Source organism: Tabrizicola sp. (assembly GCF_041911175.1).
Lineage (GTDB): Bacteria > Pseudomonadota > Alphaproteobacteria > Rhodobacterales > Rhodobacteraceae > Tabrizicola.
On sequence record NZ_JAYRPN010000036.1, the window covers coordinates 1 to 23,093 of the forward strand.

Sequence of the window (23,093 nt, forward strand, 5' to 3'; positions counted from 1 at the left end):
AAGCGCAATGGACGGCCAGTTCACCGACCTGATGACCGAGATCGGCCGCAAGGCCCGCGCGGCGGCGGCCGAGCTTGCCTGCGCCTCCTCGGAACGCAAGGCCGCCGCGCTGATCGCCGCCGCCGATGCGGTCTGGCGGCGCCGGACCGAGATTCTGGATGCCAACACCCTCGACCTCGACGCGGGCGTGCAGAAGGGCCTGACCCCGGCGATGCTCGACCGCCTGCGCCTTGACGACAACCGCCTGCGCGGCATCGTCGATGCGCTGCGCCAGATCGCCGAACAGAAAGACCCGGTGGGCCGCATCCTGGCCGAATGGGACCGCCCGAACGGCCTCCACATCCAGCGCGTCGCCACCCCCCTGGGCGTCGTCGGTGTCATCTACGAATCGCGCCCCAATGTCACCGCCGATGCGGGCGCGCTTTGCCTCAAATCCGGCAATGCCGTGATCCTGCGCGGCGGATCGGAAAGCTATGAGACTTCCGAGGCGATCCACGCCTGCATGCTTGACGGGTTGAAATCCGCCAACCTGCCCGCGACCGCGATCCAGTTCATCCCGACCCGCGACCGCGAGATGGTAACGGCCATGCTCCAGGCCACCGACTTCATCGACGTCATCGTCCCGCGTGGCGGCAAGAGCCTTGTCGGCCTTGTGCAACGCGAGGCGCGGGTGCCGGTCTTCGCGCATCTGGAAGGCATCTGCCATGTCTACGCCGACCGCGACGCCGATCTGGAGAAAGCCCGCAAAGTGGTTCTGAACGCCAAGACCCGCCGCACCGGCGTCTGCGGCGCGGCGGAATGCCTGCTGATCGACTGGCAGTTCTACACCAAGCATGGCGGCGTGCTGATCGAGGACCTGATGAAAGCGGGCGTCGAAGTGCGCACCGAGGGCGAGCTGCTGAAGGTTCCCGGCACCAAGCGCGCCACGCCCGAGGATTTCGGCCACGAATTCCTCGACATGATCATCGCCGCAAAACTGGTGGACGGAGTGGACCAGGCCATCGCCCATATCCGCAAATACGGCTCCAACCACACGGAATCGATCCTGACCGAGAACGACGCCACTGCGGAACGGTTCTTCACCCAGCTCGACAGCGCGATCCTGATGCGCAACGCCTCGACCCAGTTCGCCGACGGCGGCGAATTCGGCATGGGCGCGGAAATCGGCATCGCGACCGGCAAGCTGCACGCGCGCGGCCCGGTGGGGGCCGAGCAGCTGTGCAGCTTCAAGTATCTGGTGACGGGCGACGGGACGATCCGGCCCTGAGCGCTAGAACGTCAGCCTTATCGTCGTCTCGCCGATCTCGGTGATCAGCCGCCGCCCCTGCCGCGCCAGTTCGTCCGGCACCAGCGCGAAATGCACCTGGTTCGCGCCGATCTCGGCCGGGGCGCGCGGCTCGGTCAGCACCTCCCAAAGGCCTGCGTCCACCTTCAGCCGCGGCGCTTCCGCCAGGACCAGCCAGCCCGTCTCGCCCCGCGTGACGCTCACCTTGCCGCCATAGGCCAGCGCGCTTTCCAGGCATTGCAGCAAAAGGAACACCAGCCGCACCTCGCGCCGCGACAGGTCGGCCGGGCTGGTCCAGCCATAGCCGACCCGCCCCCCGCGCGAGAGATCCCCCAGGATCGACGCTACCTCCGACCGCGCGATGCGCTGGTCGCTCGACGCCTGACCGAAACAGATGCGGAAGAACCGGATCCGCGCATTCGCATTCGCCACGCTTTCCGAGATCAGCGCCATCTCGGGCCGCACCCCGCCCGGCTCCATCGCCAGAAGCTCCACCCCGTTGCCTATCGCCCCGATCGGGCTGATAAGGTCATGGCAGATGCGCGAGGCGATCAGGGCGGCGAGGTCGGGCTTGTCTTGCATGCGAAAAACCGGGCGAAAGGACGGGACATGGCGGCACTTCTGGAACCGGGCATGCTGGTGCGCCACCCGGAGCAGGCGGACTGGGGTCTTGGTCAGGTACAGTCGAACATCGACAACAAGGTGACAGTGAACTTCGAACATGCCGGCAAGGTCGTGATCGACATGAAGCGCGTCTTCCTTCTGCCGGTTGCGGAAACTGATCACCCATAGTGCGAATCCGCAGCCGAAACTCAACCGGGAATTGCTGCGATTTTCCCAGAACCGGCAGACGGTTGCAAAGCGGCCTGCCGCTGGCTAAGTCAGGCCTGCCCTAGCCATGTCAAAGCCGATGACTGCCGATGAGTCCCCCTACACCGTCCGGCTGGCGAGCACGCCCGAAGACCTGACCGCCGCGCAGCACCTGCGCTACCAGGTCTTCGTGGAAGAGCTTGGCGGCGACGGACCGCTCGTCGACCACGCCAACCGGCTGGAGCGCGACGCCTTCGATCCGTTCTTCGACCACCTCCTCCTCGTCGACCGCCGCATCGACCCGGCGACCAGGGCCCATGTCATCGGCGCCTACCGCGTGCTGCCCTCCGACCGCCGCGCTGCCGCCGGTCGCTTCTATTCGGAAACCGAATTCGACCTGACGCCCCTTCTCGCCTCCGGTCGTCGCCTGCTGGAACTCGGGCGTTCCTGCGTCCAGGCCGACCATCGGGGCGGGACCTCGATGTTCCTGCTGTGGAACGGCCTCGCCGAATATGTGCTTGACCGGGGGATCGAGATCCTGTTCGGCGCCGCCTCGTTCCACGGCACCGACATCGCCACGCTGGCCCAGCCGCTGAGCCACCTCTACCACAACCACCTCGCGCCCGCGGCGATGCGGGTCCGCGCCCTGCCGCCCCATCGGCAAGAGATGAACCTGATCCCCGCCGCCGACCTCGACCGCCGCGCCGCGATGGCCGCGACGCCCGCGCTGATCAAGGCCTACCTCCGCCTCGGCGGCTTCGTCGGCGACGGCGCCTGGATCGACCGCGCCTTCAACACCACAGATGTCTGCCTGGTGATGGACACCGGCCAGATGTCCGCCCGCCACCGCGAGTTCTACATCCGCAAGGCCGGGCCATGACCCCCTGGCAGGAGGTCCCCCCGCCCCCGTTGAAGATCACCCCGCTCGGCTGGCTCCGCGTGATCTGGCGCGGCGGCCTGATCGGCGCGCTCACCTACGGCGGGCTCTTCGTCCTCCTCCTCGTGCGCCTCGTCGAATGGCCGCTGTGCGGTCAGGCCCGTCCGGTCACGCCGCATATCACCCGCTTCGTCTGCCGCAGCGCGCTTCGCCTCCTGCGCCTGCCGCTGACCGTCCGGGGCCAGCCGATGACCCACCCCGGCGCCATCGTCGCCAACCATTCCTCCTGGCTCGACATCTTCGTGCTGAACGCGGTGCAGACGATCTACTTCGTGGCCAAGGCCGAGGTCGCGGCCTGGCCGATGATCGGCTGGCTCGCCCGGGCCACCGGCACCGTCTTCATCGCCCGCAAGGGGACCGAGGCGAAGCGCCAGCAGGAGATTTTCGAATCCCGCCTGCAGGCCGGGCACCGCCTGCTCTTCTTCCCCGAAGGCACCAGCACCGACGCGATCCGCGTCCTGCCGTTCAAGTCCACCCTCTTCGAGGCCTTCTTCTCCCCCGCCCTCGAACGCAGCATGCATATCCAGCCGGTGACGGTGATCTTCCACGCCCCCGCAGGCGAGGACCCCCGCCACTATGGCTGGTGGGGCGACATGGATTTCGCCAGCCACCTGGTGAAGACCCTCGCCACCCCCCGCCAGGGCCGCGTCGAGGTGATCTTCCACCCCGAGGTTCCGGTCGACGCCTTCGAGAACCGCAAGACCCTGTCGCAGCACTGCGAGCGCGTCATCCGCACCGCCCATGTGAACGCGGTGTAGGGCGAGACCAGGCTCCTGCTGTCATCCCCGCGCAAGCGGGGAACCAGCTTAGCCCAGGTTGCGACCGTCTTCGGGTCCCCGCTTGCGCGGGGATGACGGTCAGGAACGGTCGCCCTCACCCCTGGCGCAACACCTTCGCCAGGGGCCGCCCCTTCGCCAGCTCGTCCACCAGCTTGTCCAGGATGCGAATCTCCTTCATCAGCGGATCGTCGATGGCTTCGATCCGCACCCCGCAGACCACCCCCGTCACCTGCTCCCGCGCGGGGTTCAGCGCCGGGGCCTCGGTGAAGAAGTGCTGCAAGTCGACGCCTTCAGCCAGCACCGCCTCCAGACTGGCCTGATCATGGCCGGTCAGCCAACAGATCACCGCATCCAGCTCGGCCGTGCTGCGCCCCTTCCGCTCGACCTTCGCGGCCCAGGCCGGATAGACCTTCGCCACGCTCATCCCGAAGATGCGATGCGCCATCCATCACCCCCTTCATAGGGTGGGTGAAACCCACCATCCTCACCGCAACCGCCGCAGCAACTCCAAAGACGGCTCTCCCGTCACCGGCACCCCGACGCTCGCCTGATAGGCACTGATCGCGGCCTTGGTCTTCGCCCCCATCACCCCGTCGCTGCCGCCAGTGTCAAAGCCCTTCGCGGTCAGAAGCCGCTGCAACTCCTGCCGGTCGGCCTTGGTCATGCCCGACGCATCCGGCCCGAAGCTCGCCTGAACCGCCCCCCGGCCCATGAGCCGGTCCGACAGATGCCCGACCCCGATCGCGTAATTCTGCGCGTTGTTGTAGCGCAGGATCACCGCGAAATTCTGCGTCAGCAGGAAATAGGGCGCCCCGCCATTGCCCCCGGCGATGATCGACCCGCCCGCCAGCGCGCGCCCGTCCGCCGACCGCACGCCCAATCCCTGCCACTCCGCCGCCGACCTGCCCTTGCCGCGCCCCAGAAGCCCGCTGTTGAAACCACCGGGCAGGGTCACTTCCATCCCCCAGGGCAAGCCATGCGTCCAGCCCGACTTCGCAAGGTAGGCCGCGGTCGAGGCCAGCGCATCGGTCGGGTCCTCCGACCAGATATCCCGCCGCCCGTCGCCGGTGAAATCCACTGCAAAGGCCAGATAGCTGGTCGGGATGAACTGGGTATGACCCATGGCGCCCGCCCAGCTGCCGGTCATTGCGCCGGGCGAGACATCCCCCGCCTGCAAGATCTTCAGCGCCGCCGTAAGCTGCCCCTCGAAGAACTCCGCCCGCCGCCCCTCGTAGGCCAGCGTCGACAGGGCGCTCACCACCGGCACATTGCCGCGCCGCGTCCCGAAAAAGCTCTCCAGCCCCCAGATCGCCGCGACCACCTGCGCGTCCACCCCGTAGCGGGCCTCGATGGCCTGCAAGGTGCCCTGGTACTGCGCGAATTTCTGACGCCCCAGCGAAACCCTTTCGTCCGAGGCGGCAATGTTCAGGTAGTCCTCCAGCGTCCGGTTGAACTCGGTCTGGTTGCGGTCCTTCTCGATCACCTCCGGCAGGAATCCCGCCCCCCGGAACGCCGCGTCGAGGGTGCCCTGCGAAATCCCGCGCGCCGCCGCGCGCCCCTTGAACCCGTCAACCCAGGCATCCCACCCGGCGTTCGGCACCGGGCGCGGCGCCGGGTCCGGCGCACGGTAGCCGCCGCCGCCGGAGCGACCCGAGGACATGCAGCCCGAAAGCACTGCCGCTCCCCCGAGAAGAAGCGCCCCGCGCCGTGAAAAACCACTCGAAGAAATCGCCTGTGCCATGCCGCTGCCCGCCTGCTGCTCTTGTTATCCGGCGATGATAGCCGCGGCCTGCCCCAAAGGCCAACCCTCGCCGCGCCGGTTTGGCAATCCAGCGCCGGCCCATGCCTTTCATACTGGCCCAAATATCCTCCGGGGGTCCGGGGGTGGAAAACCCCCGGTCCGCCGCTGGCCAAGGGCCGTTAACCATCGCCTTAAGAAACCCTGAACGACCACGCACAAATCATTGGCATCACTAAATATTCCAGAAATGCCCACCGTGGACAGCCCGCTCAGTCGCCCTGTTTCTTCAGCTTGAACGCGATCTGCCGCAGCATCCCGTGGAAGGTCTGCACCTCGGCCCGCGTCAGCCCCAGCCGCCCCCACATGTTCCGCAGGTTCGCCTTCATCCCCTCCACCTTGGTCTCGGGAAAGAAGAACCCCGCCGCCTCCAGCCGCTCCTCGAAATGATCCCCCAGCCGGTCCACCTCCTCCCGGCTGGCAAAGTCGGTCCGGGCCAGCTCCATCACGGACGGAGGACCCCCCGCCCCCTGCCGCTGCCATTCGTAGCCCAAGAGCAGCACGCACTGCCCCAGGTTCAGCGAGGGAAACTCCGGGTTCACCGGCACCGTGACGATCGCGTTGGCCCGGACGATATCCTCGTTCTCCAGCCCCGCCCGTTCCGGCCCGAACAGAACCCCCACCCGCTTCCCTTCCGCCCCCAGAGCCCGCGCCATCTCCATCGCCCGCTCCGGCGTCACGACCTCCTTCACCAGCTCCCGCCCCCGCGCCGTGGTGGCGAAGACGAAGTCGCAGTCCGCCACCGCCCCGCCAAGGTCGGCAAACAGCCCCGCCTGGTCCAGCACCCGCCCGGCTCCGCTTGCCATCGCCACCGCCTTCGGGTTCGGCCAGCCGTCGCGCGGGCCCACCACCCGCATCCGTTCGAGGCCGAAATTCAGCATCGCCCGCGCCGCGGCACCAATGTTCTCGCCCATCTGGGGCCGGACCAGGATGAAGACGGGGGGGATCATGCACGGGCCTCGTTTCTGGGGGTGGCAGGCAGATAGATCAGCCGCCGCAGGCTGGCAAGCGCGGGCCGTAGCCAAGCCCGCGAAACGCTGATAGACGGGCCGGAACGCAAGACCGGAGCCCGAAATGGCCGCAGACGACCGCCCGCAGATCACCCTGATCACCCCCCCGACCTTCGACCCCGAGACCTTCTCGGACCAACTCGGCCGCGTCCTCGACGGGGCCGAGATCGCCTGCCTGCGGCTTTCCCTCGGAACGAAGGACGAAGACACCCTGATGCGCGCCGCAGATGCCGCGCGCGAGGCGGCGCATGCCCGCGACGTGGCCGTGGTGATCGACAACCACCTGATCCTCGCCGAACGCCTCGGTCTCGACGGCGTCCACCTGACCGACGGGTCGCGCAACGTGCGCAAGGCCCGCAAGGACCTCGGCGCGGATGCCATCGTGGGCGCCTTCTGCGGGGCCTCGAAACATGACGGGATGACGGCAGGCGAGACCGGGGCGGATTACGCCAGCTTCGGCCCCATCGGCGCGACGGCGCTCGGCGATGGCAGCCGCGCCCCGTTCGAGCTGTTCGAATGGTGGTCCGAGGTGATCGAAGTCCCGATCATCGCCGAAGGCGCGCTGACCGCCGAGTTGGTGGCAAAGTTCGGCCCCGTCACCGACTTCTTCGCCGTGGGCGAGGAGATCTGGGGCGCCGAGGACCCGCTCGCCGCGCTGAAGGCCCTTCTCGCACCGCTGGGATGATGGCTCTTCGGTGACTTCGTCTCAGGCCGTGAGCGACGAGGAGCCGAAGGCGAACGAGGAGCGGTCACGCAGGCCGGGCCAACCGGAAGATGTGGGCTGGCGCCGGGGCGTCCCTTCCGCGCGACGGGTGATCCTCGACCCCGATTTCCTCGAACCCGCAGGCCCGCAGCAGCTTCTTCGAGGCGGGGTTGTCAAAGAACACGCCCGCCCGCAGCGCCGGAACGTCGAAACGGTCGAAAAGGAAGCGGGTGAAGGCAGCCACTGCCTCACGCGCCAGCCCGCGACCGGCGGCCTCAGCCGTCAGCGCGTAGAAGATCTCCGGCTCCGGGTCGTCAGAGACGCCGATCCAGCCGCGCCATTCCCCCGCCTCCTCGATCGAAAGGCGAAAACGCAAGCCGCCGCTCCAGGCCCAGTCGGCCAGAAAGGCCCTTGCCTCCTCCAGCGTCCAGCCGGGGTGGAACAGGAACAGCATCCGCGCCACCTCTGCCTTCGTCACCAGCGCGTGAAAGCGCGGCACGTCGGCCCCGGTCATCGCCCGCAGCACCAGCCGCGGGGTGAGGATCGGGACCCCGGCCATCAGTCCAGCTTGCGAATGTAGGTCCAGGTCGGGACATTGGCGTCGCGCGCGACCGAGTAGCTTTCGGCGTCGCCAAGGTACTGGAAGCCCGCATTGGTCAGCACCCGGGCTGAGCCGGGGTTGTCCTGAAACGCCTCGGCGAACATGGTGCAGTTCTTCTGCGGATTGGCCGCAACCAGCGCGTTCACCGCCGCAGACGCGATGCCGTGGTTCCAGAAGGCCGGCGCGACCCAGAAGGCGACCTCGGACTGGCCCCGGTCCATCTTCTTCAGGCTGATCACCCCCAGAACCTCGGGCAGGTCGGACCGGGTGCCGTCCATGACCCAGATGTCCTCCTCGCCCCCCGCCGTCATCGCGCGGGCGCAGAAGGCCTCGGCCGCCCCGGGGGGCAAGGGATGCGGGATGCCCTGCGTGGCTTCGGCCACCCGCCTGTCCCCGGCATAAAGCGCGAAGAGCCCGGCGTCGGATTTGCGCACGGGCCGCAGGACGAAGCGTTCGGTCGCTATCTCGACCGGGCTGGCAAACTTCTCCAGGATCATGGCTTCCCTCCTCTGAAGCACATGTGGGGATTGCCGGATAGCCGTTCAATCGCCCGATTGTTTGTCCCTTTCGGGGTCGTGACATGGCAGTCCGCCACATTCCCGTTCCGCTCCCCCGGAAACGGGAAAGGGGACCGGCCCTTCGACCGATCCCCCCTTACACTCCGAATGTGAAGGTTCGGCTTACTCGGCTGCCTCCGCGACCGGGAGGACGGAGATGAAGGTGCGGCCCTTCAGCCCCTTCTTGAAGCTCACCTGGCCTTCGACGGTGGCGAAGATGGTATGGTCGGTGCCCATGCCCACGCCTTCGCCCGGGAACCACTGGGTCCCGCGCTGGCGGCAGATGATGTTGCCCGGAATGGCGTGCTGGCCACCGAAGAGCTTGACGCCCAGGCGACGACCGGCGCTGTCGCGACCGTTGCGGGACGAACCGCCTGCTTTCTTGTGTGCCATCTGGGATTACTCCTGAGCGCTCGCGGCCTTGGCGGCACGCTTCGGTTTCTCGGCAGCCGCCGGTTTCGCACCGGGAGCCTCATGCGCGGCACGGCGCGCGGCAACGGTGCCGGTCGCGGCCTTGACGCCCGACTTGTCGGCGCCCTTTTCCAGCACTTCGGTCACGCGGACCAGCGTCAGGTGCTGGCGGTGGCCCTTGGTGCGCTGGCTGGAGTGCTTCCGGCGGCGCTTGACGTAGTGGATGGTCTTTTCGCCCTTGATCTGGTCGATGACCTCGGCCTGGACGGCCGCGCCTGCAACCAGCGGCGCACCCACGGTGGTGCCGACCATCAGGATGTCGTTGAACTGGATCTTGTCGCCGGCCACGGCATCGAGCTTCTCAACGCGCAGCACGTCACCCGCCTGCACCTTGTACTGCTTGCCGCCGGTCTTGAGGACCGCAAACATGGTCTTTCCTTCCATCGCTCCGCGCCCTGCGGCCCCCTTTCGGGTGTTCTCGGGTTTCCCCGCCTCGGACAGCGCGCCCCTTGGGGCGTCATGAATAAAGAGACCCGGGCAGAGAGCCCCCGCCCGGGATGCGCGCTTATGCGGCGATCCCCCGGCAGTGTCAAGCGGGCAGGCTCAGATATCGCGCCCCTGCATCGCGATTCCCGCGGCCTTGCCAAGATCGCGCGAGACGTCGCGGAAGACCACGTCGAAGGCCGCGAAGAGCGCCGCATTCAGCCGCTGCCCGGCGGGGCTTTGCCAGAATTTGATGTAGCTCTCCATCTCGGCCTCGGTCAGCGGGGAATAGGCGAGGCCAAGGTAGGAATAGAGCCAGGTCGAGGTATCGGCGCGGATCTGGTCTTCCTGACCCCAGACATCCGACAGCAGCTGGTCGTCCGGTACCGCGCCATAGGCCCCGGTCGAGGCCATGCCGGTCATGAAGGCAAGGTTGCCCGACAGCGCCCCGGCCACGTTCATCTCCAAGAGGTCCGCCGCCTCGATCATCCGGCGCAACTGGGCGACCCTCGGCTCCTTCGCCGCGGCCGCATCGTCGGCGGCGACCTGCGCGGCCTCTTCCGCAGCCGTATCGAGGAAGGCACGCCGCGCCTCGATCTCCAGCTTCAGGATGCGCTGGCCAAGGTCGGAGGCGAAGAAGGCAGTGATCTCGGCCAGGGTTTCGGGGTCGGACCCCAGCGATGCCTCCAGCGCCGCCGTGAAGTCGGCCCGCAGACGGGCGGCGTCATAGATGCGTGACACCTCCGCTTCCCAGTCGGCCCCGCCGCCCGAGGGGAACATGTCGGTCTTCAACGATTCGCCATGCGCCAGCCCCTCCTCGCGCAGGACCTGGAACAATGCGTCGAGCTGAAGCACCTGGCCCAGATGGTCGACCGGGGCTTCGGCGGCCGGGGGCGCAACCGTGGTTTCCGCCCGGACGGGGGACGTGGCGGCAAGCAGCAGGGCCAGGGCCAGGCGCGGCAGGGTCATGGTGGGGCCTTCCGAATTGCGGTGCCTCCGAGAGGTAGTCGCTCGGGCGGTCCTTGCCAAGGCGGGCGCCCGCAACTGACCGTGAAGCCCGCGGCTGACGGCCAAGAATTCTGCCGAAACCCCTTGCGCATCGCGCGACGCCCGGCTATCCACCCCGCCACATAGACGACCCCTGAAGCGCGGAGAGGTGACGGAGTGGTCGATCGTGGCGGTCTCGAAAACCGTTGTAGGTTTGCGCCTACCGTGGGTTCGAATCCCACCCTCTCCGCCACACTCCATAAGTCCATAAAGTACAAGAAAATAAGGGGTTTTCTCTTGCTTGGACACTGGAATGGACACTAAACTTGGACACTACGGCTCCTCTCCGGCTGGTGTCTCATGGTCCAGAATCCTCCCTCCTCGCTGAACTACCTCAAGGCCAAGGGCAAGTGGTACGTCTACGTCACCATACCGCCTGAGCTACGCTCTGCCTTCAAGGATCAGACCCAACTGAGGCGGTCCACTGGCACCAGCGACAAGGCAATAGCCAAGACCAGACAGCACGGCATAGCGTCTGAAATCTATGCTGAGTTCGACAAGGCCAGGACGGAATTAAACCCGGTTCGGGATGCACTGGAAGCGCTGAGCGATGCTCTGGGGGCTGGCAAGCCGACATACTTCCCTGAGGCATACGGAGACCCTGAGGCGCTGGCAGCGATGCTTGACGAAGCCAGAGGGCTAGTTGCGGCTGTACGGTACAGACCAACCTACGGCGACCAAGAGGAACTGGCCTACCGTGAACATGACCTGACCCGAGCGGAGCCACTGCTTGAGCGGGTAGAGGCTGAGATTGAGGTAGCATCCGGTACCGCACCAAGCAGCGAGAAACTGAGCGAGCTAGCGAAGGAGTTCCTGTCGGTTCACCCCTTCACCAAGGCGAAGACCAAGGATGCCACCAAGCGAGCAATCGACCATTTCATAGAGTTCTCCGGTGACTTGGTGGTGTCCAAGATCGTCAAGAAACATGCCTATGATTTCGCGTCTGGTCAGGCTGCCACGATGGCAGAGAAGACCATTGGGAACCGTCTGACGTTTGTGTCTCAATGTCTCACCTACGCAGAACGAAAGGGCAAGATCGCTGCAAACCCCTTCAAGGGACTGACGCTGAGCGGATACGGCAGGAAGAAGGAGAGCTACACGCCTCTGGACCGGACACAGCTAGAGGCCCTGTTCAAGCTCACCATGCCGGATGAAGACAGAAAGCTACTCTCGATCCTGATCGCTACCGGGATGAGGCTAGACGAAGCTGCTTTGCTGACTTGGGAAGACGTGAAGGAAGAGGGAGGCATCCCGTACTTTGACCTTACCGGGAAGGACAAGAAGCTTAAGAATATCGGTTCAGCTAGAAAGGTGCCAATAGTCCCAGAACTGCTCAAGGTATTGGGTACACGGGGAACGGGAAGACTTTTCAGTTACAAGACAGACAAAGACGGTAAGGCTCAAGTTGCAGCTTCCAAAGCCCTGATGCGGCATATCAAGAAAATCAGGGGAATGGACACCAGCAAGGTAGTTCACTCGCTGCGAGGATCGCTTAAGGACATGCTCAGGGACGAGGGAGTAACCAAGGAAACGAATGACTTCCTGACTGGTCACGGCTCTGGGGACGTTGCAGGGGGCTACGGTGTAGGACCTTCCCTCAAGGCTAGGTACGATGCACTCTGCAAGGTGAAACATCCTTGGCTAGTTTGAAATCACGGTAATTTTGCTGAGATAATTTCGGGGTGCATTTCTCCTAAGAAGTAGTACCCCCCTGCCCCCCTTGGGTGCCCCTTACCGCTTTTCACCTAGCAAAGACCTTCGGGCTTGATCGTCAACGGGGAAAGCCTTGTCACCTTAGGGTGTACTCTAACCTTACACGCATCAGGCTAGCTTAATGTGTAAAGTTAGGATTGACTTCTGCATTATGTTACGCCTAGTGTCTAACCATCTAGACCCTAAACATACAAAGGTGATGACATGGCTACAGTGAGCTACCGAAGGGTATCATCAGAGGACCAGTCCCTAGACCGACAGGACCTAGGACCATGCGACAAGGTGTTTGAGGACAAGGCATCCGCAGGGACTAAGGATCGTCCTGGACTAACTGACCTGATCCAGTGGGTACGAGAGGGGGATACCGTCAAGGTCTGGTCAATCGACAGGCTGGCAAGGAACCTTCAAGACCTTCTGGAACTGGTGCAGGGTTTCCTGCGGAAGAAGGTAACCATCGTGTTTGTTAAGGATGGTCTGACCTTCAGCCCTGACAACTCCAATCCTGCAAGTACCCTGTATCTTCAAGTGCTTGGCGCTGTGGCAGAGTTTGAACGGGCACTGATCAGGGAACGACAGAAGGAAGGCATAGCGAAGGCTAAGCTCAAGGGCGTCTACCGTGGCAGGAAGCCTAGCGTTACCAAGCAAGAGGTAGATCAGCTTAAGCAGAATGGGCTTAGCATCACGGAGATAGCCAAGAAACTTGACGTAACCCGACAGACTGTTTATCGGTATCTGTCTTAAATCGGAGGGAGAATGAAATGGCTAACGCAAAGGTTCAAGAATACCTCAAGGGATTGCAGACTGAGAGGGCCAACCTGATCAAAGCTGCGCAGGATGCCATCAAGGAACTTAACGAGGTGGGGGAAGTGCTTGGTTTCCATTACTCCCTTACGCTGGATAAGTCATCCAAAGCGAAGACTGCCACAAGTCGCACCAACGAAGACAAGGCTGAGCGTGAGAAGCGGATTGCCGACCTTCTGGCCAAGCATCCAGAGGGACTGTTTGCCTCTCAAATCCACGAGAAGCTTGGCGCTACGGATGATGCGGCGAAGGTACGCATCAACAACGACCTTCAAGCGATGCAAAGGGTTTCCACCCTTGGAAATATCCCGGCATCTGATGACCGTCTGGAAGAACTCAGGGACGCAAACGGCAAGCTGCCGAAGGGAAAGAGACCCAACGTCTGGAGCCTTGCGTAACAACGCACCACCTGAACTGCATCAGGCCCCCTTCCGAGGGGGTCTTTTCGTTTACGGGGGGAGAGAATGCCCTCGGATTGCCCCGTAGCGGCTCTGGGAGGCACCCTACAGCGTGTCTAGCCCTTCGGATGATGCCGGAGAAGGAAGCTCCAGTCAGAGGGCATCTGGCGAGGCTCTTTGGTGATACTGCGCAGTAACAGCCTGAGGCGCTCCCTCGCGTACGCGTACCAGCGCGTCTTACCTTTAAGCTCTCCTCTAGTTCCTCCGGAGGTTTCATATCTCTTAGAAGAAGAAAGACTACTATCATACATCGAGATAGCATCAGGAGCTACGCTGTTTGTTCCAAAGCTCTCTCGATTCTACTACTGCTATACGTCGAGAGCGCAGGCTCCGCCTGCTCGACAGCCGAAGGCTGTTGCTCCGCAGCAATACTCGACAGAAACATGAGGATTCTTTACTATTAATAGACATAAAATAACTAGTTTTAGGGGCCTTGAAGTAGCTTGTTTACAATATATGGTATTAACTACCGAAGGTTATCAAGATATAGTAGATGAACGTAAGTGGTAATACCCTAAGCTACTTCAGTAATCATATTTCCTAGTAATATTAATAACTTAAGCCTACATTATCTCAATTCTCTTGTCTATGTCCGTTAGCCTTCTGTCTATGCTTTGTCGATCAGCTATCCTCTGAGTTAGCGCAAGGCAATGCCTTACAGTATCCTACTTGTCTGATACTTTAAAAGGGCCAACCTCCAATCAGCCAACAACCTTCCAGAGATTATACGGAGGGGGTCGATTTGGGCCTTATTTTTAAGGCTTTTTTGAGGGTCGTGCGAAAGAAGTCTTCGCGGAGCCTCTCGATTAGGCATCATCTTTGCTGTCTTCTGTCCTAAATTTCATTAGGCAGACAATCGCTCATTAGGGTCTCATTTCAATACTATTTGCAAAGCGAGGACGAATTAACTTGACTTTTTAGTCCGAATATGAGAGAATATATATATAGAAGTTTGAAACAGAATTATCTGTTTTCTGGCTATCCGCCACTTCTATCTCCCAGAACATTATAGAAAGGATATTTCATGGGACTTTTCAATGATGAGACTGCTGAACTGGAAGCACTGCGTTCAGAGCTTGCCCTGCTCAAAGCCCAAATGGAGAAGCGCGAGCCTTCCAAATCTGCTGAGGCAGAGCGTATCGGACTGCATTCCAGTGATCGGCCCCGCACCTTCGCCCAATGGATGAGCTACCGCAAGAGAGTGGGTGATGCCACTTACCGTAGCCGAAAGGTCCAGGAACAAGTGCAGAGAGACTTTGGCCTGCTTGGCCGAGATGCATTCTACGGAAATGACTGATTATGGCTAGGATATTTCTTGAGAAGGATGAGCCTATGAATACGATTTGGTGCTTTATCGGAAGCGTAGCAACTTGGGACTTTGATGATCCCTACAACTTAGCTCGTATCAACAATCTTGAGGAAGCCCTCAAGCTGGAAGGGGTATTACCCACCATCAGAACAGGGATGCACGGCGGCAATCAAAGGAAGTTCGTAGCTGCTCTACTGAGGTTCATTGACGAGGATGAGATTTGTCTAGTCAACACCCGTAACGGGATGGACTGGATCAGGCGAGGCTATGCAGCAATCTGGATCGAGTATCTGGACAAACTCGCAGAAAAGAACCTCATCAAGTACAACCGTAGCACTAAGACTATTAGACCCACTGAGCAACTCGCTAACATTGCCAAGCTCAGTACAACCAAGTTTATTTCAGCAGCATAAGGAGATTACAATGCCAGCGATTAGAACAAAACAACCTACTACGTCAAACAATGCCAGCCCTCACCCTCAGGCAAACAGGGTCGCAAAGGAGGAATATCTTACGTACTCTTACCCAAACCTGACTCTGTTTGAAGATTTTTCGAGTGGTGTAGCTCGTAAGACCAAATGGTTTGCAGTCCTAAAGGACAAGGAAGAAACCACGATCTACTTTGAGAGAGGCAATCAGCAGTACAACTCTCACCTGTCTGTCAATCATCCTGCCTTTCAAGGAGAGTGGTTTTCCTCGGCCTTTGTCGCCGCCAAGTCCCTCTCAGACTTCCTTGAGAGAGGTCATAGATAATGAAGTTGGTTGCAGAGCTTTCCCACTGTCTACTCTTCCAAGACCCGTTACCCATCCGAAGAAAGCAGGACTACGATACAATAGCGGAGTACCTCAAGCCTCAGACCTACACCATAGTAACTAAGGATCATAAGCTCCTCTGGTCCCTAATGTTGGTGAAGTGCTTGGGGCCTCAGGACATGTTCCTGCTCAACGGTAGAGGGGAAGGATTCACTTCACCACTTGACGCTGCAATGTTCGTAAATTCACTCATGAGAAAGGAGTTACCTTTAGTTGCCTAACCTTGATTTGTCTTTGTCCATTTACTCTGAATTACCTTTCATTACTTCCACTCCTGAACCTTCTGCCGTCAAGGAAGCGGACACACTCTTCGGAGATGTTGCCATGCTCGCCAGCCTGAATCCTGAGATTGACTTGGGGGAACTGGCCCAGAAGGACAAGCAGCGCAGAGCCGGGGAATACCTCCGTAGCAAGCTGCAAGGCGTCTCTCTAACTCACTTCCAAGCAAAGGTCTTGGCTACCTTGATCGAGGAAGATTTTGAGTATCGAGAGAAGCAGAAGCACCAGCAACCCGAAGCCATCATCCCCAAGGGTATCGACCTGAACAACGGTACCTGGAGAGTACGCAAGCAGGTGGATGGTAAGCGTACAACCAAGCAGTTTGCCACACTAGAGCAGGCTAAGGCCTATCTGGAAAAGGCTTCACCAGAGGCCCCAAAAGTGCAAATGGTCTAAGGTCTGGTACCTAGGTAGCCGGAAGGCGAAAGTGGTCTAATTTCAAGCCTTATTTTATTGATCCTATTTTGCCCATTTCCGGCTACCTTACCCCCTATTTCAGCACTAGCACATCTTAGGAGCAGATTTTGACTGATATTCGATTCATTGATAGGCCCTGTGGAGCAGGCAAGACCACAGAGCAAATCTCAACACTAGACCCAAGGAAGCAATGGCTAATCGTTGTCCCCTTCCTCGATGAGCAAACAAGATGGAAGGAACATGCAGGGATACCCTTGGAGGTGGCTCCTGATGACTGCAACAAGACAGACTGGTTAAGGCAGAACGTCCTTGAGGGTAACTCCATAGTTTGCACTCACAAGTTATTCGATCTAGTGGACTTGGACAGAACCGACCTGAGTGAATACGAGCTTATAATTGATGAGGTCTTTGACTGTGTTGAAAGCATCCATGGCGTTAAGGAGGAAGTATTCGAGAGGGTCTACATCGGAGAGGGCTATGCCTCTGTTGATCCTGCTACTGGCAGGGTTACGCCTACGGCTAAGTGGATTGCCCATAGCCTAGAGGCTGAGAAGCTCGCTGCTACTGTACGCAATGACCTGTACCAGAAAGCCAAGCAAGGCAGTTTGTACAAGGTGGACGGCAAGGGATTCTTTGTCTCGATTGTTCCGGTGGAACTGTTCACCAGCCCAAGAAGCTGCACCGTGCTCACCTATCAGGCTGAAAGCAGTCAGATGGTAGGATACCTTCGGAGGCTAGGGATTCCTTTCAGGATCGACAGAAGCGATGACGAAGCATTTAAGCATGGCCTACGGCAACGTCTGGTGGTTAGGGATATCCCTGCCCTTCGGGATACTCAGATGACCCACACCGCCCAGGAGAAGATGAGAAAGGAAGGAGCCAAGAAGGTCTCCACTAGTCTGCTCAATCTTAGAAAACGGGAACTTGTGGGAGTAGAGGCAGAAGGCATCATGCTTTCTTGCAACAAGTCGAAATGGCATGATCAAGACGATAATCCAAAGGGGTTGTTTGCCAAAGGATCGGGTCTGTCTAAGATCAACTTCCTTCCCAAGACCACCAGAGGAACAAACAAGTATCGTCACTGTAGCCATGCAATTTATCTCAATGACCTTAGGCTAAACCCTGCTGAGAAGGAATGGCTTGGATGGTCAAAGGAGCAGGAAGACCTATGGGCCTTGAGTGAGCTACTGCAATGGGTAATGAGGTCTAGGCTAAGGGAGGGTGATTACGTGTCCCTCTACCTTGCTTCTCCTAGAATGAAAGCACTGCTTGAGGACTTCCTAGACAATAAGAAAGAGGAAGAAGTCGCTACGCTCCTAGCGGCCTGAGACTCTACGAGTTCAAAAACTACAGCAACTTTTCTCGTCACTCTACTTTCCCACAAGCTGCCAAGCTTGACCACTAATTAGTGAATTTATCTAAGGTTCGTTGTAAATCACAACTGAGAAGCTTGGAGATCGACTCTTCTGCTCCGTCCAGCGGAAATATTCCAATGTTTGTGCCATACGCATAAATACTTAGAAGGTCGCTCTGGAACATGCGAGTATCGACCATACGGTATGGCTCTAGTATAAGAAGATAGGTCCCTGAGATCGGGTCTTCTTCCTCCCATTTTCCACGATGTCCAACCAATAGAAAACCAAGCTTGACCGGGTTGTCATCTGATGAAGCCTCACTACTCCCAGAAAAAACCCCAAGAGCGGTTATGACTTTCTCGATTGGAAGACTTTGGATTTCTTCATTGAAGGTGAAGATAACTCCACCAATCTCGTTGTCACGGTAAGATAGCTGAAGTCGGCTATTTCCCAATGGAGAATTTATTCCGGCGAAGCAAGCGGAATCGCTTATCTCAAAGTCCCACTCGTACTCACCGATGACCTGTGCCCTAGTGGGCTGTACCGTCAGAAGCAACGCGAGGGCAGTGCAGCTAGCCAGTTTTCTCAAGGCTTGGCTCCGTTGTGGACTGGTTGCAGCCTCTCACCGGCCTGCGGATCAGTCAACTTGAAGCTCTCACGCAGTGGTGATGGACACTAAATGCGGACACTATGACAGACACTACGAAGTCAGTAAGTATTTGTTTTGATTGATGTTGGCAGAGAGTTCATCCTATCCCACCCTCTCCGCCACTTACCCCGCAAGCGACTGATCCCCGGACAGAATCGGCAGGTCTGTCTGCTTGCCGCGTCAACCCCGGCGCTGGCGCAGGTCAAACGCGTCCCTGACCATGCTCACCGGCAGCAGGGCGTTCGGTGCAAGCCTTGCCAGGCCGTGATACGGAATGGCTTTGGGCCTCGCGGCAGGGATGGCGATGTCGGACAGCGCCGCGCCGCCCGCCCACAGCGCCAGTTCACGGCCCATCGCGGTGGTCATCGCGATGCCGCGTCCGTTGCAGGCGAAACCCGCGACAAGGCCGGGGGCCAGATCGACCAGACGTGGCAGGTAATCCGGCATGACCGCCGCCATGCCGGACCAGACAAAGGCCAGGGGCGGCAGGTCGCGCAGGCCCAGTTCGCGCGCCATGCGGCGGTGGATCGCCTGGGGAACGCGCATCTCGGCCCCGGGGGACAGGATATGCATGCCCCCGGTGATCAGGCGGCGGTCGCGGTCGAAGCGGAAGGTGAGCAGGTTGCGGCGGCTGTCGGACACCGCCTGCCGTCCGGGCAACAGGTCAGGCGCCATCGCCGCAGGCAGGGGCTCGGTCGCCACCTGGAACACCCGCAGCGGAAAGAAGCCCTGCGCCAGCCCGGGCCACAGGCGGCCGGCATAGGCATTGGTCGCCAGCAGCACCCGCCGCGCCCGCACCTGACCGCCGGGCGTGGTGGCCAGCCAGTCCCCGCCCTCTCGCCACAGCCCGGTCGCCGGGCTGTTCTCATGCAGGATCGCCCCCACCGACCGGGCCGCCCGGGCAAGGCCGCGCGCATAGCCGACCGGGTTGATCGTGCCGCCGGATCGGTCGATCCAGCCCCCGAGCCAGCGGTCGACGCCGGTCAGCGCGGTGACGCCCGCCCGGTCCAGCAGCTCTACCGGGCGCCCCAGAGCCGCCCATTGCCGCATGCGGGACTGCGCCCGGGCCAGTGCGCCCGGACTGTGCGAAGGCTGGATCCAGCCCGATTGCAGCGCGTCGCAGTCGATGCCGTGGCGGCGGATCAGGTCAAAGACCAGATCGCCGCTGCCCGCTGCCATGCCGACAAGCCGCTCGCCTTTCGGCCCCAGCATCCGGCGCACGTCGTCTGGGTCGACCTTGGCGAAGTTCGGCACCACGAAGCCCGCATTGCGCCCTGACGCCCCCCAGGCGATGCGATGCGCCTCGAGCAGGACGACCGAAAGGCCCGCCTCGGCCGCATGAAGCGCGGTCGAAAGCCCGGCAAAGCCGCCGCCCACCACCAGAAGATCGGCCTCCGCCGGGCCGGACAACGCCGGAAAGGTCGCCAGCGCTGGCGCCGTCGCATGCCACAGCGTCGCGGGCTCGGCGCTCACGTCCGGCGCTTCCGGGGACCGAAAAAGCCCTGTGGCCGCCAGAGCAGGATCAGGCACAGCATCACCCCGATCGCCACGATCTGCAGCGAGGCCGCCCGCGCCTGCCAGTCCCCCGGCACCAGCGAGGCGGTCAGCGTGCCCGAGGCGACCCAGATCGCCCAGACGGTGATCGCCCCCAGCAGCGCGCCCCAGTTCGACCCCGATCCGCCGACCATCAGCATGGCCCAGACCTGGAAGGTCAGGATCGGCAGATAGTTGTCGGGGGCGATGAAGCCGATGAAATGCGCCTGCACCGCCCCCGCCAGCCCCATGATCGCGCCGCCCACGGCAAAGGCCTGGATGCGGTAAGCCCTGGCGCTTTTGCCGAGCGCGATTGCGGCGCGTTCATCCTCGCGCAGCGCCCGCAGGACCCGGCCCCAGGGACTGTTCGACAGGCGCTGCAGGGCCAGGAAGGTGGCCAGCGTGACCGCGACCACCACGCCAAGATTGGCGAAGTTGAACAGCACCGGCTGGTCCTGCACCCCCGCGAAGGGGCGCGGGATGAAGGCCACGCCGAAGGGTCCGCCGGTCAGACCTTGTGCATTCAGCGCCACCAGTTGCACCACCACCGCCACCCCGAAGGTGGTGATCGCCAGATAGTCCGCCTTCAGCCGAAGCGTCGCATAGCCGGTGAAGGCCGCAGCCGCCCCGGCAATCGCCATCGCCGCCAGCCAACCCGCCCAGATGGGCCAGCCGAAGCCGCCGATCCGGTCCGCAACATCCGGCGAGGTCAGGATCGCGGACGCATAGGCCCCGATCGCCACGAACCCCGCGATGCCCACGTTGAAAAGGCCGGTCAGCCCCCATTGCAGGTTCAGCCCCAGGGTGATCAGCCCGAAGATCAGCGCGGTCGACAGGAAGAAGGCGCCATAGCCCAGAAGGTCAAGGATCATCGCTCCGCCACTCCGAAAAGCCCCATCGGACGCACCAGCAGCACCGCCATCAGGATGACGAAGGACACCGCCGCCCGCCATTCCGCCCCGATGAACTGCACCGCCGCCGATTCCGACAGGCCGATGATCAGCCCGCCCAGGACCGCCCCCGGCACCGAGCCGATGCCGCCCAGGATCGCCGCCGCGAACATCGGCAACAAGAGGCTCAGCCCCATCAGCGGCCGGATCTGCACCAGCACGCCCACCATCACCCCCGCCACGCAGGCCAGCGCCGCCCCGATGATCCAGGTCGCCCGCACCACCCGGTCGACGTCGATTCCGGCGACCTGCGCCAGGGCCGGGTTCTGCGAATAGGCCCGCATCTCGCGCCCGCGCTGGCTGCGGCTGAGGAACAGGTGCATCCCCACCACCAGGCACAGGGTCATCACCAGCAGCGCGATCTGGTCCGGCGTGATCTTGATGCCCAGCCCCACCGGCATGGCAATCTGGATATCGCGCGAGAAATAGGCCGGCCGCGAGGTGAAGATGAACTCCAAGAGGCTCCGCAGCGCCATCGAGGCCCCGAATGAGGCCATGACCACGATGATCGACTGCCCCCGTGCCCGCAGCCGGGCAAAAAGCGCCCAGTCCAGCAGCAGCGCCAGAAGCGCCGTCAGCCCCATCGCGGCCACCAGCGCCAGAAGAAGCGGCAGGCCGAAGGACAAGGGCCCCAGCGCCGAGCTGCCGCCAAGCGCGCCCACCACGGCCAGCGCGGCATAGGTGCCCCAGGCCATGAAGTCGCCATGCGCAAAGTTGGAAAAGCGCAGGATCGAATAGGTCAGGGTGATGCCGATGGCCCCCAGCCCGATCATCGACCCGGCAATCAGCCCGTCCAGCAGGAATTGCAGGCTCATGACGCCTCCTTGCGATGACCCAGATACAGTTCGGCGATCAGGGGATCGTCCATCAGGCCGGCCGCCGGGGCCTCATGCGCCGCGCGCCCCTCGACCAGCACATAGGCCCGGTCGCCGATCGCCAGCGCCGCCCGGGCGTTCTGCTCGACCAGCAGGATCGTCACCCCCCGCTCCCGGATCGCCTGCAGGTTGGCGAAGACCTCGCCCACCAGCTTCGGCGACAGCCCCGCCGAAGGCTCGTCCAGCATCAGGACGCGTGGCCGCACCAGCAGCGCCCGCGCCACCGCAAGCATCTGGCGCTGCCCGCCTGACAGGCTGCCCGCCGCCCGGTGGCGTTGCCGGGCCAGGTCGGGGAAGGTCTGGAACATCTCGTCCATCCGGCCCGCAACTTCGGCGCGCGGCAGGATGCCGCCGCAAACCGCCAGGTTCTCGGCCACCGTCATCAGCGGGAAGATGTTCTCGGTCTGCGGCACGAAGGCCAGGCCCCGGCGGATCTTCTGATGCGCGGGCACGGCGGTGATGTCCTCGCCCTCCAGCCAGACCTCGCCGCCGCTGACCGGCACGATCCCCGCGATGGCTTTGATCAGGCTGGATTTTCCCGCCCCGTTCGGACCAAGCAAAACCACGATCTCGCCCGCCTCGGCATGGATCGACGCGCCTTTCACGATGGCAAGCCCGGGCTCGTATCCCGCGACCAGCGACCTGACCTCCAGGATGCTCATGCCGCCGCCCCGCCCAGATAGGCCTCGATCACGCGCGGCTCCCGCGCCACCTCGTCCGGCTTGCCCTGAAACAGCAGCGCCCCCTGCGCCATCACCACGATCCGGTCGCAGAGGCGGGTGACCATGTCGATGTTGTGTTCGATCAGCAGGAAGGTCACGCCTTTCGCGTTGATGTCCCGGATGCGGTCGATCAGCACCTCCAGCAGCGAGGGGTTCACCCCGGCGGCAGGTTCGTCCAGGAGGACCACCCCCGGGTCAGCCATCATGACCCGCGCCAGTTCCAGAAGCTTGCGCTGGCCGCCCGACAACACCCGCGCGGGTTCATCCGCCAGCCGGTGCAGCGCGACAAGGTCCAGCAGCGCCAGCGCCTTGTCCCGCGCCTCCCGCTCTTCCGCGGCCACCCGGCGCGGCGCGGTGAAATTGGCCCAGAAGCGTTCCCCGGTCTGGTGCTGGCGCGCCAGCAGCATGTTCTCCAGCAGGGTCAGTGCCGGAAACGGGCGGGGAATCTGGAACGTCCGCCCCATGCCCGCCGCCAGCCTGCGATGCGGTGGCAGGCTGGTGATGTCCTTCCCCCGCAACCGGATCGACCCCGCGCTGGGCCGCACCGATCCGGCCAGAAGGTCGAACATCGTGGTCTTGCCCGCCCCGTTCGGCCCGATCAGCCCCAGGATTTCGCCGCGCGCCACCGACAGCGACATGTCCTGCACCGCCACCAGCCCGCCGAACCGCTTGCCCAGCCCCCGCGCCTCCAGAACAGTCTCAGCCATTGCGCCCCGTATCTTTGATCAGTGATCACACTTGATTTGATCACAGTAGGAGCGTCTAATTCACCGATCAAGATGATTCGACGGCGGCTTG

General features: G+C 62.1%; 27 protein-coding genes and 1 tRNA gene. 13 read left to right on the forward strand and 15 right to left on the reverse strand.

The window, feature by feature from the left end; translation table 11 throughout:
- The first annotated feature begins 7 nt into the window (after nt 1-7).
- The gene (locus ACE3P6_RS04415) at nt 8-1,267 is read left to right on the forward strand and encodes a glutamate-5-semialdehyde dehydrogenase (protein ID WP_374392072.1); all 1,260 of its coding nucleotides are present in this window, start codon (nt 8-10) and stop codon (nt 1,265-1,267) included.
- A gap of 3 nt (nt 1,268-1,270) precedes the next feature.
- Here ACE3P6_RS04415 and ACE3P6_RS04420 read toward each other — a convergent pair whose 3' ends face one another.
- Nucleotides 1,271-1,867, reverse strand: a complete 597-nt coding sequence (locus tag ACE3P6_RS04420; RefSeq protein ID WP_374391959.1) for a histidine phosphotransferase family protein — start codon at nt 1,865-1,867, stop codon at nt 1,271-1,273.
- Nucleotides 1,868-1,894: 27 nt separating this feature from the next.
- On the opposite strand from ACE3P6_RS04420, the gene ACE3P6_RS04425 reads away from it, so the two are divergent.
- The 3 genes from ACE3P6_RS04425 to ACE3P6_RS04435 all read left to right on the forward strand — a co-directional run bounded on the left by ACE3P6_RS04425 (nt 1,895) and on the right by ACE3P6_RS04435 (nt 3,790).
- Nucleotides 1,895-2,077 (forward strand): DUF3553 domain-containing protein, encoded by a 183-nt coding sequence (locus tag ACE3P6_RS04425; RefSeq protein WP_374372236.1) that lies wholly within the window; start codon nt 1,895-1,897, stop codon nt 2,075-2,077.
- Between the two features lie 118 nt (nt 2,078-2,195).
- Nucleotides 2,196-2,975: a GNAT family N-acetyltransferase gene (locus ACE3P6_RS04430; RefSeq protein ID WP_374391962.1), complete on the forward strand. Its 780-nt coding sequence runs from the start codon at nt 2,196-2,198 to the stop codon at nt 2,973-2,975.
- Nucleotides 2,972-3,790: a lysophospholipid acyltransferase family protein gene (locus tag ACE3P6_RS04435; RefSeq protein ID WP_374391963.1), complete on the forward strand. Its 819-nt coding sequence runs from the start codon at nt 2,972-2,974 to the stop codon at nt 3,788-3,790. The genes ACE3P6_RS04430 and ACE3P6_RS04435 overlap by 4 nt, the downstream gene beginning before the upstream one ends.
- A gap of 115 nt (nt 3,791-3,905) precedes the next feature.
- On the opposite strand, the gene ACE3P6_RS04440 is transcribed toward ACE3P6_RS04435, so the two are convergent.
- The 3 genes from ACE3P6_RS04440 to ACE3P6_RS04450 all read right to left on the reverse strand — a co-directional run bounded on the left by ACE3P6_RS04440 (nt 3,906) and on the right by ACE3P6_RS04450 (nt 6,559).
- Nucleotides 3,906-4,256 carry a DUF2200 domain-containing protein gene (locus ACE3P6_RS04440; RefSeq protein ID WP_374391965.1) on the reverse strand — a complete coding sequence of 117 codons (351 nt, stop codon included), beginning with the start codon at nt 4,254-4,256 and terminating at the stop codon, nt 3,906-3,908.
- A 39-nt stretch (nt 4,257-4,295) separates the two neighbouring features.
- Nucleotides 4,296-5,471, reverse strand: a complete 1,176-nt coding sequence (locus tag ACE3P6_RS04445; protein ID WP_374391967.1) for a lytic murein transglycosylase — start codon at nt 5,469-5,471, stop codon at nt 4,296-4,298.
- Between the two features lie 350 nt (nt 5,472-5,821).
- Nucleotides 5,822-6,559, reverse strand: coding sequence for an RNA methyltransferase (locus ACE3P6_RS04450; RefSeq protein ID WP_374391969.1), 738 nt, complete (start codon nt 6,557-6,559; stop codon nt 5,822-5,824).
- Nucleotides 6,560-6,683: 124 nt separating this feature from the next.
- Between ACE3P6_RS04450 and ACE3P6_RS04455 the strand changes: the two genes are divergently transcribed.
- Entirely contained in the window at nt 6,684-7,304 is a 621-nt protein-coding gene (locus ACE3P6_RS04455; RefSeq protein WP_374391971.1) for a thiamine phosphate synthase, read from the forward strand.
- Nucleotides 7,305-7,368: 64 nt separating this feature from the next.
- On the opposite strand, the gene ACE3P6_RS04460 is transcribed toward ACE3P6_RS04455, so the two are convergent.
- The 5 genes from ACE3P6_RS04460 to ACE3P6_RS04480 all read right to left on the reverse strand — a co-directional run bounded on the left by ACE3P6_RS04460 (nt 7,369) and on the right by ACE3P6_RS04480 (nt 10,343).
- Nucleotides 7,369-7,881, reverse strand: coding sequence for a GNAT family N-acetyltransferase (locus ACE3P6_RS04460; protein ID WP_374391973.1), 513 nt, complete (start codon nt 7,879-7,881; stop codon nt 7,369-7,371).
- Nucleotides 7,881-8,420: a GNAT family N-acetyltransferase gene (locus ACE3P6_RS04465; RefSeq protein WP_374391975.1), complete on the reverse strand. Its 540-nt coding sequence runs from the start codon at nt 8,418-8,420 to the stop codon at nt 7,881-7,883. The genes ACE3P6_RS04460 and ACE3P6_RS04465 overlap by 1 nt, the downstream gene beginning before the upstream one ends.
- Nucleotides 8,421-8,603: 183 nt before the next feature.
- On the reverse strand, nt 8,604-8,873 hold the full coding sequence (rpmA, locus tag ACE3P6_RS04470) for a 50S ribosomal protein L27 (RefSeq protein WP_374391977.1): 270 nt from the start codon (nt 8,871-8,873) through the stop codon (nt 8,604-8,606).
- 6 nt (nt 8,874-8,879) lie between these two features.
- Complete coding sequence (rplU, locus tag ACE3P6_RS04475) at nt 8,880-9,320, reverse strand: 50S ribosomal protein L21 (RefSeq protein WP_374372206.1); 441 nt, start codon at nt 9,318-9,320, stop codon at nt 8,880-8,882.
- 174 nt (nt 9,321-9,494) lie between these two features.
- Complete coding sequence (locus tag ACE3P6_RS04480; RefSeq protein ID WP_374391980.1) at nt 9,495-10,343, reverse strand: DUF2059 domain-containing protein; 849 nt, start codon at nt 10,341-10,343, stop codon at nt 9,495-9,497.
- Nucleotides 10,344-10,524: 181 nt separating this feature from the next.
- Here ACE3P6_RS04480 and ACE3P6_RS04485 point away from each other — a divergent pair.
- From ACE3P6_RS04485 to ACE3P6_RS04520, 8 genes are all read left to right on the forward strand, one after another.
- Nucleotides 10,525-10,614, forward strand: a tRNA-Ser gene (locus tag ACE3P6_RS04485).
- Nucleotides 10,615-10,721: 107 nt separating this feature from the next.
- Nucleotides 10,722-12,071, forward strand: a complete 1,350-nt coding sequence (locus tag ACE3P6_RS04490; RefSeq protein ID WP_374391982.1) for a DUF6538 domain-containing protein — start codon at nt 10,722-10,724, stop codon at nt 12,069-12,071.
- Between the two features lie 267 nt (nt 12,072-12,338).
- Nucleotides 12,339-12,875 carry a recombinase family protein gene (locus ACE3P6_RS04495; protein ID WP_374391984.1) on the forward strand — a complete coding sequence of 179 codons (537 nt, stop codon included), beginning with the start codon at nt 12,339-12,341 and terminating at the stop codon, nt 12,873-12,875.
- Nucleotides 12,876-12,892: 17 nt separating this feature from the next.
- Nucleotides 12,893-13,333 (forward strand): hypothetical protein, encoded by a 441-nt coding sequence (locus ACE3P6_RS04500; RefSeq protein ID WP_374391986.1) that lies wholly within the window; start codon nt 12,893-12,895, stop codon nt 13,331-13,333.
- Between the two features lie 1,084 nt (nt 13,334-14,417).
- On the forward strand, nt 14,418-14,690 hold the full coding sequence (locus ACE3P6_RS04505) for a hypothetical protein (protein WP_374391988.1): 273 nt from the start codon (nt 14,418-14,420) through the stop codon (nt 14,688-14,690).
- Nucleotides 14,691-14,725: 35 nt separating this feature from the next.
- The gene (locus ACE3P6_RS04510; protein WP_374391990.1) at nt 14,726-15,115 is read left to right on the forward strand and encodes a hypothetical protein; all 390 of its coding nucleotides are present in this window, start codon (nt 14,726-14,728) and stop codon (nt 15,113-15,115) included.
- 613 nt (nt 15,116-15,728) lie between these two features.
- The gene (locus ACE3P6_RS04515) at nt 15,729-16,190 is read left to right on the forward strand and encodes a hypothetical protein (protein WP_374391992.1); all 462 of its coding nucleotides are present in this window, start codon (nt 15,729-15,731) and stop codon (nt 16,188-16,190) included.
- 128 nt (nt 16,191-16,318) lie between these two features.
- The gene (locus ACE3P6_RS04520; RefSeq protein WP_374391994.1) at nt 16,319-17,539 is read left to right on the forward strand and encodes a hypothetical protein; all 1,221 of its coding nucleotides are present in this window, start codon (nt 16,319-16,321) and stop codon (nt 17,537-17,539) included.
- A gap of 73 nt (nt 17,540-17,612) precedes the next feature.
- On the opposite strand, the gene ACE3P6_RS04525 is transcribed toward ACE3P6_RS04520, so the two are convergent.
- The 6 genes from ACE3P6_RS04525 to ACE3P6_RS04550 all read right to left on the reverse strand — a co-directional run bounded on the left by ACE3P6_RS04525 (nt 17,613) and on the right by ACE3P6_RS04550 (nt 23,002).
- Nucleotides 17,613-18,155, reverse strand: a complete 543-nt coding sequence (locus ACE3P6_RS04525; RefSeq protein WP_374391996.1) for a hypothetical protein — start codon at nt 18,153-18,155, stop codon at nt 17,613-17,615.
- 240 nt (nt 18,156-18,395) lie between these two features.
- On the reverse strand, nt 18,396-19,688 hold the full coding sequence (locus tag ACE3P6_RS04530; protein WP_374391997.1) for an NAD(P)/FAD-dependent oxidoreductase: 1,293 nt from the start codon (nt 19,686-19,688) through the stop codon (nt 18,396-18,398).
- Entirely contained in the window at nt 19,685-20,620 is a 936-nt protein-coding gene (locus ACE3P6_RS04535) for a branched-chain amino acid ABC transporter permease (RefSeq protein ID WP_374391998.1), read from the reverse strand. The genes ACE3P6_RS04530 and ACE3P6_RS04535 overlap by 4 nt, the downstream gene beginning before the upstream one ends.
- A complete protein-coding gene (locus ACE3P6_RS04540) occupies nt 20,617-21,513 on the reverse strand; it encodes a branched-chain amino acid ABC transporter permease (RefSeq protein ID WP_374392000.1) in 897 nt (298 codons plus the stop codon). The genes ACE3P6_RS04535 and ACE3P6_RS04540 overlap by 4 nt, the downstream gene beginning before the upstream one ends.
- Nucleotides 21,510-22,235, reverse strand: coding sequence for an ABC transporter ATP-binding protein (locus tag ACE3P6_RS04545; protein WP_374392002.1), 726 nt, complete (start codon nt 22,233-22,235; stop codon nt 21,510-21,512). Before ACE3P6_RS04545 ends, ACE3P6_RS04540 begins: the two co-directional genes overlap by 4 nt.
- Nucleotides 22,232-23,002, reverse strand: coding sequence for an ABC transporter ATP-binding protein (locus tag ACE3P6_RS04550; protein ID WP_374392004.1), 771 nt, complete (start codon nt 23,000-23,002; stop codon nt 22,232-22,234). The genes ACE3P6_RS04545 and ACE3P6_RS04550 overlap by 4 nt, the downstream gene beginning before the upstream one ends.
- Between the last annotated feature and the right edge of the window lie 91 nt (nt 23,003-23,093).